Source organism: Microcoleus vaginatus PCC 9802 (assembly GCA_022701275.1).
GTDB lineage: Bacteria > Cyanobacteriota > Cyanobacteriia > Cyanobacteriales > Microcoleaceae > Microcoleus > Microcoleus vaginatus_A.
In genome coordinates this window covers 555637-573825 of sequence record CP031740.1, presented here as the reverse complement: position 1 = coordinate 573825, position 18189 = coordinate 555637, and the positions used below count along the sequence as shown (strand labels likewise).

Here is an 18189-nt window from a genome sequence, read left to right as displayed (position 1 = left end):
CGATAGTCGGAGCCGATTTCAGCAACCCCTCCCACAATCTAAAAAGTTTTTTTGATTTAGGGGTTGCAATTTTCAGAAAGATATGTTTATATTAGTAGAGAGACAAAACGACGCGGGATAGAGCAGCCTGGTAGCTCGTCGGGCTCATAACCCGAAGGTCAGTGGTTCAAATCCACTTCCCGCCACCAAATTCAAGCGAACCCTGTAATCTTTAAGGTTTCAGGGTTTTGTTTTTGGAAACTACTACAGAGAGACAAAGCGACGCGGGATAGAGCAGCCTGGTAGCTCGTCGGGCTCATAACCCGAAGGTCAGTGGTTCAAATCCACTTCCCGCCACCAAATTAAATAAGACACGCCCCGGCAACCTAAAAGTTGCTGGGGTTTGTTTTATGCCGTCTGTTTTATGCCGTCTGCGATCGCTTCTTCGACAGATTGAAAGCACTTTATTTTAGTCGGCAACAAAAAAGAGGACACAGCAGTGCTGTGTCCCTACCGGATATTTGTGTTTTTCCCAAACGGAAAAGATAAGACCGATCGTCAACTTCAACACTGATATCAATTCCGGCTGCGCCGGAATGATATCAAATCCGCGCTTCATCGTCCGGCGTAAAGTCGAATCAAGCTGCCAACAAATAATTCGCGCAATTTTCATTTTTTTGACTCACAGTCAACAGTCAACAGTCAACAATCACGGACGGTGCAACCGGAATCGATATGACAGCAGATTGCAACTTTATGAAGTACACTCGCCTATTGATCGATCCCCGTAGGGACAAGGCATTCCCGTGTCTAAAGCTGCACTTCATAAACCTGGGATACGCTGTAACAAAAAAGAGGACACAGCACTGCTGTGTCCCTACCGGATATTTGTGTTTTTCCCAAACGGAAAATATAAGACCGCTCCTCAACTTCAACACTTAACAAAAAAGAGGACACAGCAGTGCTGTGTCCCTACCGGATATTTGTGTTTTTCCCAAACAGAAAAGATAAGACCGATCCTCAACCTCAAGACTTAACCCCATACTTTTCGACGATTGTTTGTGCAAGCTTTATTTGTCAAAAATCTGCAATCAGATATCCCTATTTTTCAACTCAGGATTTTAAATTGCTAAATCGGCTGAGCTTCCAGCCAATCAAAAATCAGGTTTAACTGTTCCAGTGTAACTAACCCGTACTGCCACAGAACCATAGGCAGTTGGCTGGCATCTTGTTCACCATGTCGCAGAGCAACGGCGATCGCAGAATTCGATATCGCCAACTCCCCCCGTAAATAATCGAGCAGTTGAGCCTTTCCCATCACCTTCACCGCCAGTTTTATGCGCTATTGTAAAGATATGTAGCCGATCGCGCTGAATCAGAAGTTTTATAGTCCTCATTTTCTGTTGAGAATCGGCGATGTGGTGTGATGGAAATCGCACACAACTTGTGATAAAACTCATAAAAAAAGGCGATCGCAGTCACAATAGTTCCAACATCAAAAATGGGGTTCCGCGATCGCTTGCTTCACATCAATTCATATTTAAAATTGCTAAAGTCCTAGCTGAAGCTGAACTCCCGCTTCTGTACCGCTGTCGGTTTGTTTTGGAGGTAAAGGATTTCCTTGACGCTGGGCGTCCGAAGGAGTAGTAATAAATTCCACGGGACTCTCGATTTTGAGGCGAAATGTGTCACCCAAGCTGCTGTCCCTTCTAGCAGAATTAGTCCCCGTTTCTGGTTCACCAATCAAGTTTTGGTAGTCCGAGTCTAAGGTTCTGTCCTCCACAGTCCTGAGGGAGTCCCCAGATAAAGTCGTTTCCGAATTTTGGGGCGCTGGTTGCAGCCTTTGTTGGGCGAGAACCGCGGGCGTCCAACCGATAAAAATTGAACTCAATCCAAGAGCAGTGCCAAGAGTAGCAATAACTGCGTTCATCATCCATGCCTCCGCTAGTTGCATCCTACTATGCGCTTATTGTACCGAGCCGGAATTAAGTTGTACTCTATCAAAAGTAGCTGCTTGTGGAGATATCAATTAAAGTTCCTGTGAAAACTTATAACTTTCGATCGCGCTATGGGAAAAATAGAACTGACCCAGCAAACCGGTTGAAACCCCAGAATACGTCATTTCAGGAATGAGTCAACCAAAAACTCGATTTGTTTGATTAGGGCGCGTCAGGAGTGGAAAAATAGTTAGTGATGGATGCACGGGTGGCTATTCACCAATTAGTTTTTTCACGACAATAGTTGGTTGCAGCCCGCCACACCCTAAAAAAACCCGGTTTCACAGACCAGTTTAAAAAAAAGAATGCAACAGCAGGCAACTTCTCAACCCTTACAGAATCAGTCTTTCCCTATTCTTCAATTCTTTAATCTCAAAAATCTATAATAGTAGTATGAGCGTGTAGAGTGCATCGAGGATTGATACTGCATTCATCTCGATCGCCAATGTTCCCAAAGCTCCCGATCGCGCTAAGATGGCGGTGGCAGTCGTTGAATATTCAGTTGCCACCAGCAGATTCCGAGTTATTAACAGCACTTTGCCTACTAAAACCCTCTCAACTTCAAAATCTGCGCTCATCAGGTTGTACTTGACCCGAATGTTGTGGGTTCATAATCGTTCTGCTTTACCATGCCAATCAAATATCTGACCGACCCGATTTTAAAAATGTCGGGCAAACTGCCAATTCGCATCGTCCTTGTTGTGCCTTTTGCCCTCCAGACGTTCGCTGCGGTAGGGTTGACGGGGTGGCTGTCGCTGCGGAACGGGCGCATAGCCGTCAACGATGTTGCCGCACAACTGCGGGGAGAAGTCACATCGCGTATCCAGCAACATATTTATACTTATCTCAAAACACCCCACCAAATTAATCAGCTCAATCTCGATGCCATCCGTCTCGGCATTTTGAACGTGCAGGATGCTGATAATTTGCAACGCTACTTCTCCAAACAAATCAAAACCTTTGATAAAATTAGCTTCATTCAATTCGCCTCCGAACAAAAAGATTTTATTGGAGTTGAACGCCTCGACGACGGCAAGTTGCAAGTTCAGATTTCTAATCAATCTACTGGCTATAACTTTCAAAGCTACGCGCCGTCAGAGTTCGGGGAACCAACCAAGCTATTAAAAACTACTCTCAACTACGACCCCCGCGTCCGACCTTGGTACATAGCCCCGGTGCAGGCAGGGAAACCGACTTGGAGTAAAATTTATACTTATTTTGACGCTCCCAAACTAGCGATTACGGCGGCTCAACCAGTTTATGGCAAGGATGGGAAACTGATTGGCATCCTGGGTTCTGACTTGGCACTTTCCAAGCTCAATCAATTCTTGGAAACCCTAAAAATTGGCCAATCAGGACAGACTTTTATTGTAGAAAGGTCGGGGCAATTGGTGGCTACTTCTACTCTGGAACTGCCATTTATTATTAGCAACGGCGTTCCGAAACGAATTGTGGCAACGAGCAGCAAGAATGTTCTGATTCGATCGACCGCCCGCTATTTGACAGAACGCTTCGGGGATTTGCACAAAATTGAGAGATCTCGTCAGTTAGATTTTACGATCGACGGTCAACGGCAATTTCTACAGGTGACGCCGCTTTTAGACAGCAGGGGTCTCGATTGGTTGATTGTGGTGGCGGTTCCTGAAGCCGATTTTATGGAAAGGATTAATGCCAACACTCGGTATACTGTGGTGATGTGTCTGGGTGCTTTGGTGCTGGCAACGGCGATTGGCGCTCTGACTTCTAGGTGGATTGTTGTACCGATTCAGCGTCTGAGCAAGGCTGCGGAGGCTTTGTCCCGGGGAGAATGGGACGGGATGGCGGTAGATCCCGGCTTGATGGCATCTGTAGACCGGGAGGATGAGGTGGGTGTCTTGGCTCGCTCTTTTAATAGGATGGTCGGTCAATTGGAAGAGTCATTTACTACTCTCGAAGATCGGGTAGAATCTGCGATCGCCGACAAAAATCAATTAATTATTTCTTTGAAAAACTCGCAGCAAAAACTGGCTCTCCATCTTCACCAAACTCCTTTGGGAGCGATTGAATGGGATCTAAACTTTAAAGTAGCGGAATGGAATTTGTCAGCGGAAAGAATTTTTGGATACAACCGCTTGGAAGCAATGGGACGCCCCGGAGTCGAGCTCATAGTTCCTGAAAGTGCGAAGGAGTATGTCAGGCAACTATCTATAACTTTGCTCACTAATAAAGGAGGAGTTACCAGCCTTAACGAGAACATCAGAAAAGACGGCAAAATTATTCTTTGCGAGTGGTACAATACGACTTTGGTTGATGCTGACGGCAGCATTATTGGGGTGGCATCGCTGATTCAGGATGTGACTGAATTTCACAGTGCTGTGGAGAAGTTGCGGGCCAGCGAGGAGCGATTTCGCCAGTTGGCAGAAAATATTCACGAGGTATTTTGGATTAGAGAACCCAATCAAAAGCCGCTACTTTATGTGAGCCCTGCTTGCGAGAAAATATGGAATTTGAGCTGTCAGAGGTTGCACTCTGAACCGGAGGCTTTTTGGGATGCTATTCACCCGGAGGATCTCGATCGCGTCAAGGCTGCTTTTGAGAAACAGGTGCGAGGCGATTATGATGAAGAGTATCGGGTAGTGCGCTCGGACGGTTCAGTTTGCTGGGTGCGCGATCGGGCTTTTCCAGTCCGCAGCCAAACCGGAGAAATTTACCGTATCGTCGGTATTGCGGAAGATATTACTCAGCGCAAATTAGCAGAAGAATTCCAAAAAGTAGCCCAAACAGCTCAAGCCGCAAGCCAAGCCAAAAGCGCCTTTTTAGCGAATATGAGCCACGAATTGCGAACTCCCCTCAACGCGATTATTGGTTACAGCGATATGCTCAAAGAAGACGCCGAGGATTTAGGCTGCGAAGATTTTATTCCCGATTTGCAGAAAATTCAAACTGCCGGCAAACACTTGCTGTCTTTAATTAGCGACATTCTAGATATTTCTAAGATTGAAGCGGGGCGGATGGAACTTTACTTAGAAACTTTCAACCCGATTAATTTAATTGACGAGGTAGTTTCGACTGTCAAACCCTTGGTAGATAAAAATTATAATAAGTTTGAAGTTGATTGTGGTAGCGACTTGGGAGTGATGTATGCTGACATTACCAAAACTCGTCAAATATTGCTCAACCTGCTGAGCAATGCAGCAAAATTTACGGAAAACGGCACTATTACCCTCTGCATTGAAAGAGTTAAAAATGACAGCTTAACAACTGAAAAAATAGCAGAACGTTCCGACTTGATAATTTTTAGCGTAGCTGATACGGGCATTGGGATTTCCTCAGAACAAATACAGCATTTATTCCAAGCTTTTATGCAGGGCGACGCCTCAACTACGCGCAAGTACGGCGGCACGGGTTTGGGATTGACTATTAGCCGTCACTTTTGCGTGATGATGGGGGGAGATATGCACGTTGAAAGCGAGTTAGGTTGCGGTTCGGTTTTTACAGTGTGCTTGCCTGCCCGCGTAGAATTATTGGTCAGCAGTTAGTCTTGCTGCCAGGGACGCAATTGCTACAAAAAAACCAGGTTTCTTGACAAAAAACCTATTCTTTCAGATAAGTTGGGGGCAATAAACCCAGGTGATGATACCCTACACCATAAGTCCTAATCCTACCTAAGTTGCCGTTTCTGCCGTCCCAAAAGTTGAGCTGTTAATACTCCGCCGACAAAGCCAAAGAAATGCGCTTGCCAGGAAACTCCGGGCTGCGAGGGCAAAACTCCCCAAATTAAACTGCCGTAGAAGAAACCGACAATTAAAGATACCAAAATAGATGTAAAGCTGCGTTCAAAATAGCCCCGCAGCAGCAAAAAGCCGAAGTAACCAAAGATTAATCCGCTGGCACCAATGTGAACGGAATAGGGCGCGCCAGTCAGCCAAACTCCGAATCCGCTGACTAGCACGGTTACGGCACTGACGATAAAAAAGTCGCTAATTTCTCGCAACATTATCAACCAACCCAATGTCACTAAAGGGAGGGTATTGGCGGCTAAGTGAGCAAAACTGCCGTGCAGAAAAGGCATCAACAGGATGCCTTGAAGTCCGTCGAGGCTGCGGGGGCGGACTCCGTAGGCATTCAGCCTGCCTCGGAACAGGAATACATCGACAATTTCGATAATCCAGAGGAGGGAGACGAAGCCACCGAGAAGGGTGGCGTGGCTTTGCAATTCGCGGGTGATAGTTTTGGTTTCTGGGTTACTCATGGGTGGTGAGGGCGGTGATACCGATTATTTCTAATTGTAGGAGTTTATGAGCGATCGCGAGCAAAGATAGTTGGGGCGAGGTTTCAGGGTTTTTTGCAGCAGAGCTTATTTAAAAATATTATAACTTTCATTAAAAGTTCCGCATTTTCACGTATAGGATAATTCACCTCGATGCGTCACAATTGTAATTGAACTACAAAAGGAGAGTCAACCGAAGGTTGAAGCTAAAACGTAGAAGACAGAATTTTTACCCTATCAATCAATTGTTGGGCTTGAAATGAGGACACTTTTTAGAGCGCACACCGCCTTTAAAAAAAATCAGGAACTACTTTTCTCGCCATAAGTCATTAATTTAAGAAGTTCAATCCGGTAAAGTCAAACGAGATGCTGTAGATACTGATTGTAGATAATATGGCACAAGCTCTACAAAGAGTTATTGGCACCTCGTTATAAAAGAGGAAGAGAGCAAAATGAACGTATTTGAGCATACAGTCTCCTACCGAACTCTGCCAAATTGGGTAGGATTTGGCAAACAAGAAACAGCCGTTAATGTCGCTACAAATTCTCAACCTTACGGTCAAAAGCCACACTTTGACCCCTTGCACCCGCTAAAACAATGGCTTGATAACACTGCAATTAAAAGTCAAAAGTTGGCTCGGTTTCTGTGTAAGTTTATTCCCAGCCAGTGTCCGTTTGAGCGAGAAGTCAAAATTGGCGATCACACTTTATTATCCATTCCGCCACTGTGCAAGTTAAATCCGCTTTACGAGCAAGTCGTTGGGCTGCGCTTTCGAGCTTTGTGTTATTTGGCTGACGAGTGTGGCGAAGATGTAACTCCTTATTGTTAATTCTGCAAAAACTTAAAATTTTCACTGTCTTTTCACCCTCCCTTCTCCTTGTTGGGGAGGGTTTTTATTTGGGGTCGGCTTTCAAGGAACAAAAGTGCGGTCAATTTCTTTATCGCCGAGTAAATCAGTTTTGAATCAATTCTTTTTTTTCGTGATTGATAGTTATGTCAAGGGTGCTTGTTTGGGAGGCTTTTGTAGGGAGCATCCCGGTTAGGTAAAACAACTATCAAGAGAGGATAATAGGTAGAGCGTCAACAGCAGCGTGAACTGTATTCGTAGGAGGAGTGGCTATCACCCCTGAACAAAAGGAGCGTTTTAAAGCTTGTGCTAGCTTAAAACCCGGATGCTGCTGGTTCGCCTCTTGCCTAACTTTATTGGGTAATCTCCCAAAAGATGTACGGTTTTATCCCCTCTAGATCCCTATGAGCTAGATACCATGAGAAAAGTGTCAAGGACATCACCAATCTATGTAGGTTGAGCAGTGGAGTGAGGCAACCAACAATTAAAGTTCAGTTTTACTCCCCACATTTTTCCCAAAATTGATATCTTAGTAATTGGTGCCAATATTTAAGCAATTTCAACAATATAACTAACACTAAATGTCCCAATCACGAACTCGGTAATTATCGATCAGGAATTATCAAATGTTTTACGCATATAACTAATACCAAGTGTTAAAAAGAACGTTTTTTGCAGTAATTATTGCGCTTTTATCTTTTATGGTTGCACTCATCCTATCAGCTCAAAGTTCTGAGGCTGTCAATGAACTATATGTATTTGGGGACAGTCTTTCGGATATGGGAATGGTGTTTCGAGCAAGCGGGGGTCAATATCCGCCTCGTTCGACTTACTTTCAAGGGCGTTACTCGAATGGTAAGGTTTGGGTAGAATATCTTGCCGATCGCCTAAAGGTACCATCTGAACGAGTCACTAATTTGGCATATGGAGGTGCAACAACGGGGAGTGATCGCAATAGCCTTGTCCCTGGTTTGTTAACTCAAGTTCAGTCATGGACTAACTCCCAAAAACAGGCAAACCCTCATGCGCTGTATGTACTGTGGGCGGGTGCAAATGATTATTTGCAGGGGGTAAATAATGCGAACCTTCCCGTTGAAAATGTGGCCAGGGCGATCGCGTCTCTTGCTGGTGTGGGTGCCAAAAATATCCTGCTGGCAAATTTACCAGATTTGGGACAGTTACCGGCGACGCGAACAGGGGCTAATTCTGCAAGGCTCACTGCATTAACACAATCACACAATCAGGGTTTGAGGCGAACGGTTAAGGTATTAAGTCAACAGCATTCTGACTTAAAGATTGCGACTCTGGATGCTAATGCGCTTTATCGGGAAGCCATTACTTCTCCGGCTAAATATGGCTTGACTAATGTGACGAGTGCGTGTTTATCCGGTGGAGGTGTTTGTGGTAGTCCCGATCGATTTTTGTTTTGGGACGGCATTCATCCGACGACGGCGGCACACAAAATTTTAGGGGAAGCAGCGTCGGCTGTTGTGCAGGAGAGCGGGATGATTAAATCTGAATTGAGGATGGTTCGGTAAACTATTTTAAGGCTGGAGGGCGATCGCCACAACAGCGGGGTGCTGCCTTTTCGTAGAGGTTGACATAATTTTTTGCATGAGAGCAATATTGGCTCATCTGATATTGTAGAAATTTTCCTCGTGGGCCGCACTTGATTTGACAAGGGAGCTCGCTCAGGCCTGGTGTTAAACTGAATCTAGCGATCGTGTTAAGCAAGGAAAAAATAGCCGTGATGCCTATCCAAGAACAAATTGTTGACAAACTGAAAAATTTCTCTGAAATCGAACTGCAAGAAATCCTCAACTTTGCTGATTTCCTGTTATGGCAGCGGAGAAAGCAGGAAGTAGCTTCGCCGCCAGATGAAACTGGCAATAGCAAACCAGCAAATATGGATGAAGAGTGCGAGGTTCATTATGTTGGTGGAGTCTTAGTCGTCAAAGCATCATTAATAAAAAATCAAGAACTGATTAATTGGGATACAATTATTCCCGATATGCGCGAAGAAAGAATCGGGAAGTTTATCTAAAAATGAACGTTTTATTTGATACATCCGTTCTGATAGCAGCGTTGATAGAAGATCATCCCAGTCACTCTCAAAGCTTATCTTGGTTGGAGCGAGTTCGAGCGCGGGAGATTGACGGATTTGTCTCAACTCATACTATAGCTGAACTTTACTCCGTACTCACTCGCATTCCTCGTCAACCTCGGATTAATCCTGGGTTAGCACAGCAGTTAATTGTAGAGAATTTGAGTAGTTTTAATAAGGTTGTTCTGACTGCTGAGGATTACCAAACAACCGTAAGCAAAATGGTTAGTTTAAACCTACCCGGGGGAGGGATTTACGATGGGTTAATTGCTCAAGCTGCACTGAAAGCAGGTGTGGATGTGTTGTTGACTATTAACCCTAATGATTTTACTCGACTGGGAGATGATGTCAGGCAGTTGGTGCAAGTACCGCGTTAAGCCGATCGCACTTGGTTTGACAAGGGATCTCGGCAGTTAATATACTTCATCATGCGTCCCAATATCAATCAAGACGATCAATTCCTCTTGCGTTTCATTATCTTGCTCAAAAGTATAGATAATTCGGCAATCCGACTCAACCCAACAAGCCCAAAGTCCTTCTAATTGCCCCCGCAGTTTATGTGCCTTCAATGGATCACAAAAGGGATCGTTCACTAACAACTCCAAAACCGAAAATATTTTCTCACCTAATTGCGGGTTTCTCTTGATAACCCGTTTAAAAGCCCGTTTAAAACTGTTGTTCCAAACTATAGTTTTCATTCTTCATCCAGTAAATCAGCTTTTAACTGTGCAAGGTTGCCTCGCTTTGCTGTGCCGGATTTTAAAGCAGTCAAAACCTCTCTTGCATTGCTAGCAATTTCGACTCGCCGATTTTCAATTCGCCGTTTCTGAATTAATTCAATTAACAAATCTTGCTCTTCAATTGCCAGAGATTCTACATATTCGATCGCGGTCTGGAAAGCAACAGAATTAGCCATAAAGAACTTTTCTAGGTTTGAAAAGTGACAGTGCATTTCTATTTTACTAAGTGAGGTGGGCATTTGCCCACCTTACAACTAACTACGCGCCGACAGATTCCTTCGCTGCGTAAAGCACCTCAACGGTAATCTTATCAATCCCCCGATCGCGGGCGAACTTCTCAGTATTCCGCTTCACCTTACCGCGCACAAAACCAGGGATTTTATTCAATTCTGCCTGTCCATCCTTCGTCCAACCCATATCAGAATCAGCCGAAATACCCTTGGTAATTACTTCCTTGGTATCGTGGCCGCCGAAGATTTCCAGCAAGTGGTCTTCCATTCCCAAAGTGAAGGAATTGTAGACCAAATCTACGCACTGATTCGTCCCTTCATAACCCAAAAATGGCTTGTAGCCGATCGGGAAATTTTGGACGTGAATCGGTGCAGCAATTACGCCGCAGGGAATATCCAACCGCTTACCAACGTGACGTTCCATTTGTGTACCGAAAATTGCCGAAGGTTCGGCTTTGGCGATCGCATCCCCGATCGCCCCGTGATCGTCCGTGACGAGCACTTCATCGCAATACTCGCTTACCTGTTCCCGGAACCAGTCAGCGTCGTGTTTGCAGTAGGTTCCAGCCCACACAACGTGGATTCCCATCTCGCGAGCCAAAATCTTCGTCATCGCCGCAGCGTGCGTATTATCGCCAAATACGACGGCTTTTTTGCCGGTTAAGTTTTGGCAGTCGATCGATCGCGAAAACCAAGCAGCCTGGGACACAAACCGCGTTTGTTGGTCAATAAAATTTTCGTAATCAACATCCGCACCTTGAGCGTTCAAAACTTGCTGAATCTTGCGGATACAGCGCGCAGTTTCCACCACACCCATCGGCGTAATATCCACCAGCGGCGTACCGAATTCTTTTTGCAAATACTCCCCAGTCATCATCCCCAATTCCCGATAAGGAACCAAGTTAAACCAAGCGCGGGGAAGTCTTTTTAAGTTATGAACCGAAGCTCCTTCGGGAATAACTTCGTTGACTTCAATGCCCAAATCTGCCATCAAACGCTTCAACTCGGTGCAGTCGTGCTGGTTGTGGAAACCCAGGGTAGACATACCGATAATGTTGACAGATGGTTTTTCGCTTTTGGCTTCTACTAAATCGCCTTTTTTGCGGGCTTTATTAATGTAAAATTGGACGATTTGATCCAAAGTGCGATCGGCTGCTTGCAGTTCGTTGACGCGGTAATGGTTAACATCCGCCAGCAATACATCTCCTTTGGCATCCAATTGAGCTCGCTCCACGAAGTTTTCCAAATCTTCTTGCAGAATGCTGGAGGTGCAAGTCGGGGTGAGCACGATTAAATCTGGGTGTTCTTCTCTGTCTTTGCGGGTGATGTTGTCCACCACCCGTTCCTGGGAACCCCGCGCCAGTACGTGTCTGTCAACGACGCTGGTAGTTACCGGGGTGAAATCCCGTTCCCTCTCCAGCATGGAACGCATGACGTTGAAATAGTCGTCTCCTATGGGTGCGTGCATGATCGCATGGACGTTTTTGAAGGAAGTTGCCACGCGCAAAGTGCCGATGTGGGCTGGCCCTGCGTACATCCAATAAGCCAATTTCATAGGTATTTTTCCTGGTGCTGGTTGAGATTTGCCCGATCGGGCGATTACTGCTAAATTTTAAGGTTGTTTCTGATTTTCTCACCGGATGAATCCTTTAGAAATACTAACTTTCTGAGGATTTACAGATTTGGGAAATGCTCAAACGCTTTGCCTGCTTGGCATTTGACTTGCAATTCAAACAACTTTACCTGGGCTTTATGGCAATAATTCTTAATCTTTCCTCAAATTTTCTTAAGAGTTAGGCAAATTGGATTAATGTAGGGTTCGCTGCCGCGCACCAGACAAGGTGCAATAATTCTGCATTTTTTGTCAAATTTAGTCCGCTCTAACGCTCAGTTAGTATTGTTAGTCGAGTCGCCAAAAGAGATAGAATTGAGGGCAATTGCAGCTTCAGAAGCAACACTTACTTTCCTCAGCGCCTCGGTCGCGAATTACAGTTAAGACTTACACCGCCCGTTTTTTTTAAGCACCCACAATTCGGGCCTTATCACCGAAAAAAATACATCTTTCACCACTTGCGTATTTTCACGAGATGTGATGACGCTCCGCTAAAATCAAGCGATTGCTTGGAATCTGAGATGATTTAGTTGTCAGCGTGGCGATCGAGCATTAGAGTAAATCTTTGCACAAATCCTGTATTTGTGATCTTGTTTACCTAACTGCTGAGGTGACGAAAGCCCCAGCGTGGTTTTGTCAGCAGTAGCTCTTTGCTGTCAAGGCCTGCTTTCCCACACATCCCAAAAGATAGCTCTTGAGCGATAATGAAGAATAACATAGGATTTACGAAAAAAAACCCGATTTACACGAAAAAATCTTGGGTTTGTCAACGACTAGCAACGAAGAAACCCAGTTTCTAGCCCGCCGCGCGTCAGTCCTGTAACATTGACCAAGCACACCTAATTTGAGAGAACCCAACTATGATGGCAATTCCCGGCGTTGCAGTTCTCGCTCTCATTTATGAAAGCAGCACTTCCCTGGTTTACCGCGGCCACAACGAGCAGAACAACCAACCTGTTATTATCAAACTTATCAAAGAAGACTATCCAACTCCTGAAGAACTGAATAGATACAAGCGCGAATATGAGATCACTGCCAACTTAAGCCAGTTGGACGGAGTGGTAAAAGTGTATAAGTTGCAACAGGTTAGAAATAGTCTGGCAATGATCTTAGAAGATTTTGGCGGGGAATCTTTAAAAATATTTATGGCTTCCCAAAAATTTACAATTTTAGGATTTCTGACTACGGCAATCAAAGTTGCTGAAACATTGGGAGAAATTCACGGAAAAACAGTAATTCATAAAGATATAAACCCCTCTAATATAGTTTTTAATCCTGCTACAGGACAAGTGAAACTCATAGATTTCAGCATCTCAACAGCATCTAACCTGGAAAATATTCCCAGTAAAAATCACAATTTTTTAGAAGGCACTTTAGCCTATATGTCGCCCGAACAAACCGGTAGAATGAACCGGGTAGTAGATTACCGCACCGACTTTTATTCGCTCGGCGTGACCTTCTATGAAATCCTGGCAGGACAACTCCCTTTTCCCACTACAGATCCCATGGAGTTAGTTCACTGTCACATTGCCAAACAGCCAGTACCTCTCGCTGAAATTGCACCAGAAATTCCTCAAACTGTTTCAGATATTGTGATGAAATTGTTAGCAAAAACTCCTGAGGAGCGCTATCAAAGTGCTTGGGGACTAAAAGCAGATTTGGAATCCTGCCTGTTTCAGTGGCAAACATCTGGGGTTGTTTCTGAGTTTCCTCTCGGTCGCCAAGATATTTCCGACAAATTTCAAATACCTCAAAAACTTTACGGCAGACAGCGAGAAGTTGAAACTCTTTTAGCGGCATTTGAACGGGTAGCAGCAACAAATAATCGAGGCTACCGCACCGAAGATTCCCAAATTTCTGTCATCAAAAAAGAGAGCAAATCGAAAAAAGAAAGTCCCTTGTCAGTCCTGGCGAGAGGACAGCATAAATCCCGCAGCGAGATGATGCTGATTGCCGGTTATTCTGGCATTGGCAAATCGGCAATGGTCAAGATTTTAGACAAACCTATTACCCGCAGGCGTGGATATTTTATTTGGGGAAAGTTTGACCAGTATAAGCGGACTATTCCTTACTCTGCGGTTGTCAGCGCTTTTTCGGAATTGGTGCGGCAACTGTTAACTGAAAGTGAGGCTCAATTAGCAGTTTGGCGCGAAAAACTCCGCAGTTCCTTCGGTCAAAACGGACAAATTATTATTGATGTTATTCCCGAAGTTGAACTAATTGTCGGAGCTCAGTCTCCTGTAGCTGAATTGGGGCCGACGGAATCTCTGAACCGCTTTAATTTAGTATTTCAAAATTTCATTCGGGTATTTTGCCAGCCAGAACATCCCCTGGTCATTTTTCTCGACGATTTGCAGTGGGCTGATTCGGCTACTCTCAAGCTGATCGAATTGATGATGACAGATGAAGCTACGCAATATCTGTTTTTAATTGGTGCTTATCGGGATAATGAAGTTAGTCCTACTCATCCTTTAATGATGACAGTGGAGACACTGCGAAATCAGGAAGCTATCATTAATCAGATTGCTTTGTCGCCGCTGGGGGTGGAAAACATAACTCATTTGATTGCGGAGACTTTGCACAGCGATCGAGAATCGGTCAAACCGTTAGCTGAATTGGTAATCAGCAAAACCGACGGCAATCCTTTTTTTGTAAATCAATTTTTGCAAACATTGTATCAGGAAAACCTGTTAGTTTTTCACCCGCCACAGTCGGGTAGTAAGGGCGGCTGGCATTGGGACATGACTCAAATTGAGCAGTGCGCTATCACTGACAATGTAGTGGATTTGATGGTACAAAAATTGAGAAAGCTGCCAACTTCAACGCAGCAAGTTTTGCGTTTAGTGGCTTGTTTGGGCAACGAATTTGACTTAAATACTCTTTCTTTAATTCATGAAAAAGAAGCGTCGGAAACTTTTTCTCATTTGTTGCCCGCGATTAAGTCGGGATTGATCCTGCCAACTTCAGAATTGGAAAGCAAGTCATTAGATTACGTGATGTTTCCGCTATTAATTCTGAATTATAAATTTTTGCATGATCGCGTACAGCAAGCAGCTTACGCTTTAATCGACGACTCGCAAAAAAAGGCAGTTCATCTGAAAATAGGCAGGCAAATCTTAGAAAACACTCCGGCTGAATATCGCGCTGACAGAATCTTTGAATTAGTCGATCACTTGAATGTAGCTCGATCGCTAATTAAAGACGATCGAGAATTAATTGAACTGGCAACGCTGAATTTAGACGCCGCCCGCAGAGCCAAAGATGCCACTGCTTATGTTGCTGCCTTGCAGTATTTGACCGCAGGCATGGACGGTTTGAGCGCCGATATTTGGGATGCCCACTACGATTTAGCCTTTGCCTTGCACATGGAGCGGGCAAATGTTGAGTATTTAAACGGTTATTTCGAGAAGTCTGAAGAATTTATTAATATAACTCTGGAAAAAGCGCGATCGCCCTTAGAAAAGGTAGAAATTTACAACCTGCTGATCGTCCAGTACACCCTGCGGGCGAAGTACGAAGAAGCCGTTAAAGCCGGAATCCAAGCTTTGGACTTGCTAGGCATTGACTTGCCGCTAGACGGGCTACAAAAAGTCATATCCGAAGAATTTGCAGCAGCTACAAATATTTTAGCAGGTAGAGAAATAGCTTCCCTAATTGACGCCCCCGAAATGACTGTACCCGACAAAAAAGTGGCAGTCAAATTAATTACAAACTTGCTGACATCGGCGTACCTCAAAAATCCAGACTTGTGGAAAGTCAGCGTTTTAAAAGGAGTCAATCTTTCTCTACAATACGGTTTAGTACCCGAAGCCTCTCTTTGCTATGCTGGCTACGGTATGTTCTTAAACGCAGTTTCCGGAGATTACAAAGCTGCGTATCAATTCGGCTTGCTCTCGCTGAATCTCAGCGAAAAATCTGGCAATATCGGCTTGAAGTGCAGAGCTTGTTCATCCCTGGTCAGTATTTTTTATTACTGGTTCAATCACATCAAAGATTCCCACGCAATCAGCAATGAAGGATATCAAGCAGCTTTAGAATCTGGAGATTTAGAGTATGCGGGTTATATCCTGTCCAACCGCATAGCTAACTCATTTTTTCAAGGTAAAGAAATCTCGCAAATTCTGGCAGACACGAGCAGATATTTGCAGTTCAGCCAAAAAACCAAAAATCAGCTCGTAACCGATATATTATTAGGGGTAGAGTTAATCCTGCGTAACTTGAGCAAACTAACTCCTGAAAAGTTTGTATTTGAAAGCGAAGATATCAGCGAAGCTGAATACGTACACAACTGTCAAGCTCATCAAAATTTGTACTCGCTCTGCCTTTATCAGATTCGCAAATGCCAGGTAATGTACTGGTACGGCAACTTCAACGAAGCGCTACAACTAGCTTTTGAAGTAGAAAAACAGCTATCTTTTATTACCGGAGCGATACCCGCTACCGAATGGAATTTTTTCTTTTCTCTAACTTTAGCCGCCGTTTTCCCCAATGTTTCAGAAGACAAGCAAAAGGAATACTTGGAAAAGTTAGAGGAAAACCAAAAACAGATGAAAATTTGGGCAGACAACTGTGCCGAAAATTTTCTGCACAAGTATCTTTTAGTACAAGCAGAAATAGCCAGAATTTCCAAGAAAGATTCAGAAGCTGTAGAATTGTACGATTTCTCTATAAATTTAGCCCAAGACAATGAGTTTGTCCAAAATGAAGCCCTAGCTAATGAACTAGCAGCTAAGTTTTGGTTGAGTAAAGGCAAGTATCAATATGCCAAAATCCACTTGCGCGAAGCTCACTCGTGCTACTTGCGCTGGGGTGCAGTTCGCAAAGTAGAAGATTTAGAACAGAAGTATCCGCAGTTGCGGGAAATGACGCCTCTCAACGGAAGTTTTAACAACAATCAAACTACCACAACTATTCATACTTCTACTGGCAGCGATGCGAGAGTGCTGGATTTGGCAACGGTAATGAAAGCATCTCTGGCGATTTCTAGCGAAATTGTGCTCGATAAGTTGCTGGCTTCTTTGATGAGAATCTCCTTAGAAAATGCAGGTGCTCAATTAGGTTTTCTGATTTTAGTTAGAGATGGTCAACTGTTGATTTCAGCTAAAGCGTCAGTATTTGCTGAAGATGTAGCTGTGCTGCAATTTACGCCTGTTGGAGACTATCATGATTTACCTGTGACGGTGATTAATTATGTGGAAAGGACTCGCTCGGATTTGGTGTTGAGCAATGCGGCGGCTGAGGGACTATTCACAGCAGATCCTTACATCGCTAAACACCAACTGCAATCTATTTTGTGTACTCCAATCATCAATCAAGGCAAACTAATCGGCATTCTTTATTTAGAAAACAATTTGACTGTCGGAGCATTTACTCCCCACAGATTGGAAGTTTTAAGGTTGCTTTCTTCCCAAGTGGCTATTTCTTTGGAAAATGCTCTGCTTTACAATTCTGTGGAACAGAAAGTGCAAGAACGGACGCAGGAGTTAAATGAAAAGAACGAGCGTTTAGAACAAACTTTGCGCGAACTTAAACTAACTCAAGCTCAATTAATCCAAACGGAAAAAATGTCTAGTTTGGGGCAAATGGTCGCTGGTGTAGCTCACGAAATTAATAATCCTGTAAGTTTCATCTACGGCAATCTTAATCCGGCTAGCGAATACGTTAAAGACTTGCTAAAATTGATTGAGCTTTATCAGCAGCACTATCCAGAACCGGCTGATGAAATTCTAGAAGAAATAGAAACAATTGAGCTGGAATTTTTGAGCGAGGATTTGCAAAAGCTCCTGGATTCCATGAAAGTAGGAGCGGAAAGAATCCGGGATATTGTGCTAAGCTTGCGGAATTTTTCGCGCCTCGACGAAGCGCAAATGAAGTCGGTAGATATCCATCAAGGCATCGACAGTACGGTGATGTTGCTGCAACCGCGCCTGAGAAAAGAGGGCGGGCGTTTGGGAATTGAGGTGATTAAAAATTACAGCACGCTACCCCTAATTACTTGTTATGCGTCTCAGTTGAATCAGGTATTTATGAATATTTTGACAAATGCGATTGATGCTCTCCTCGTAGCAAGAGATTGCCCGGAAAACTCTCATCAACAGCCTACGATTACAATTTCTACAGAGGTGACAGACAGGAATTCTGCCATAATTAGAATTGCCGACAGCGGGCCAGGGATGAGCACTGAGGTGCTGCACAAGATATTCGATCCATTTTTTACAACTAAACCCGTGGGTTCAGGAACGGGTTTGGGATTGTCTATTTCTCACTCGATTGTTGTCAGTTCTCACGGCGGAAAATTGACTTGCGTTTCTGCACCAGGAGAAGGGAGCGAGTTTATTATTGAAATTCCGATCGCCCCCAGGCAAGTTTTGTAATCGGAGCTACGATCAACCAACATCCCCAAATCAATTCCAGTTAGCAACCCTTAACA

At 44.2% G+C, this 18189-nt stretch carries 14 protein-coding genes and 2 tRNA genes; 8 read left to right on the top strand and 8 right to left on the bottom strand.

The genetic code is table 11. From position 1 onward, the window contains the following. Positions 1–111: 111 nt before the first annotated feature. Both D0A34_02370 and D0A34_02365 read left to right on the top strand, forming a co-directional pair. Positions 112–188: transfer RNA gene (locus D0A34_02370), tRNA-Met, on the top strand. Between the two features lie 74 nt (positions 189–262). After that, a tRNA-Met gene (locus tag D0A34_02365) sits at positions 263–339 on the top strand. A gap of 109 nt (positions 340–448) precedes the next feature. Here the strand turns inward: D0A34_02365 and D0A34_02360 are convergent. The 4 genes from D0A34_02360 to D0A34_02345 all read right to left on the bottom strand — a co-directional run bounded on the left by D0A34_02360 (position 449) and on the right by D0A34_02345 (position 2554). Next, the gene (locus D0A34_02360) at positions 449–652 is read right to left on the bottom strand and encodes a hypothetical protein (protein ID UNU17857.1); all 204 of its coding nucleotides are present in this window, start codon (positions 650–652) and stop codon (positions 449–451) included. A gap of 456 nt (positions 653–1108) precedes the next feature. Further along, positions 1109–1306 (bottom strand): DUF2949 domain-containing protein, encoded by a 198-nt coding sequence (locus D0A34_02355; GenBank protein UNU17856.1) that lies wholly within the window; start codon positions 1304–1306, stop codon positions 1109–1111. 222 nt (positions 1307–1528) lie between these two features. After that, a complete protein-coding gene (locus D0A34_02350; protein ID UNU22133.1) occupies positions 1529–1909 on the bottom strand; it encodes a hypothetical protein in 381 nt (126 codons plus the stop codon). Between the two features lie 447 nt (positions 1910–2356). Continuing rightward, the gene (locus D0A34_02345; GenBank protein UNU17855.1) at positions 2357–2554 is read right to left on the bottom strand and encodes a hypothetical protein; all 198 of its coding nucleotides are present in this window, start codon (positions 2552–2554) and stop codon (positions 2357–2359) included. Positions 2555–2605: 51 nt separating this feature from the next. Here D0A34_02345 and D0A34_02340 point away from each other — a divergent pair, with 51 nt between their 5' ends. After that, on the top strand, positions 2606–5494 hold the full coding sequence (locus D0A34_02340) for a PAS domain S-box protein (GenBank protein UNU17854.1): 2889 nt from the start codon (positions 2606–2608) through the stop codon (positions 5492–5494). Between the two features lie 122 nt (positions 5495–5616). Here D0A34_02340 and D0A34_02335 read toward each other — a convergent pair whose 3' ends face one another. Beyond that, positions 5617–6207: a rhomboid family intramembrane serine protease gene (locus D0A34_02335; protein UNU17853.1), complete on the bottom strand. Its 591-nt coding sequence runs from the start codon at positions 6205–6207 to the stop codon at positions 5617–5619. A gap of 470 nt (positions 6208–6677) precedes the next feature. On the opposite strand from D0A34_02335, the gene D0A34_02330 reads away from it, so the two are divergent. The 4 genes from D0A34_02330 (at position 6678) to D0A34_02315 (ending at position 9554) form a co-directional block, all read left to right on the top strand. After that, entirely contained in the window at positions 6678–7055 is a 378-nt protein-coding gene (locus D0A34_02330; protein ID UNU17852.1) for a nitrogenase, read from the top strand. Between the two features lie 719 nt (positions 7056–7774). Beyond that, positions 7775–8611 carry a GDSL family lipase gene (locus tag D0A34_02325; GenBank protein ID UNU22132.1) on the top strand — a complete coding sequence of 279 codons (837 nt, stop codon included), beginning with the start codon at positions 7775–7777 and terminating at the stop codon, positions 8609–8611. A 209-nt stretch (positions 8612–8820) separates the two neighbouring features. Next, complete coding sequence (locus D0A34_02320) at positions 8821–9117, top strand: hypothetical protein (GenBank protein ID UNU22131.1); 297 nt, start codon at positions 8821–8823, stop codon at positions 9115–9117. A gap of 2 nt (positions 9118–9119) precedes the next feature. Continuing rightward, a complete protein-coding gene (locus D0A34_02315; protein ID UNU17851.1) occupies positions 9120–9554 on the top strand; it encodes a PIN domain-containing protein in 435 nt (144 codons plus the stop codon). A gap of 36 nt (positions 9555–9590) precedes the next feature. On the opposite strand, the gene D0A34_02310 is transcribed toward D0A34_02315, so the two are convergent. From D0A34_02310 to D0A34_02300, 3 genes are all read right to left on the bottom strand, one after another. Continuing rightward, on the bottom strand, positions 9591–9875 hold the full coding sequence (locus D0A34_02310; GenBank protein UNU17850.1) for a type II toxin-antitoxin system mRNA interferase toxin, RelE/StbE family: 285 nt from the start codon (positions 9873–9875) through the stop codon (positions 9591–9593). After that, positions 9872–10093 (bottom strand): hypothetical protein, encoded by a 222-nt coding sequence (locus D0A34_02305; GenBank protein UNU17849.1) that lies wholly within the window; start codon positions 10091–10093, stop codon positions 9872–9874. The genes D0A34_02310 and D0A34_02305 overlap by 4 nt, the downstream gene beginning before the upstream one ends. Before the next feature lie 82 nt (positions 10094–10175). Next, on the bottom strand, positions 10176–11702 hold the full coding sequence (locus D0A34_02300; protein ID UNU17848.1) for a ferredoxin:protochlorophyllide reductase (ATP-dependent) subunit B: 1527 nt from the start codon (positions 11700–11702) through the stop codon (positions 10176–10178). Between the two features lie 917 nt (positions 11703–12619). Between D0A34_02300 and D0A34_02295 the strand changes: the two genes are divergently transcribed. Beyond that, on the top strand, positions 12620–18133 hold the full coding sequence (locus D0A34_02295) for a GAF domain-containing protein (GenBank protein UNU17847.1): 5514 nt from the start codon (positions 12620–12622) through the stop codon (positions 18131–18133). Positions 18134–18189: the final 56 nt, after the last annotated feature.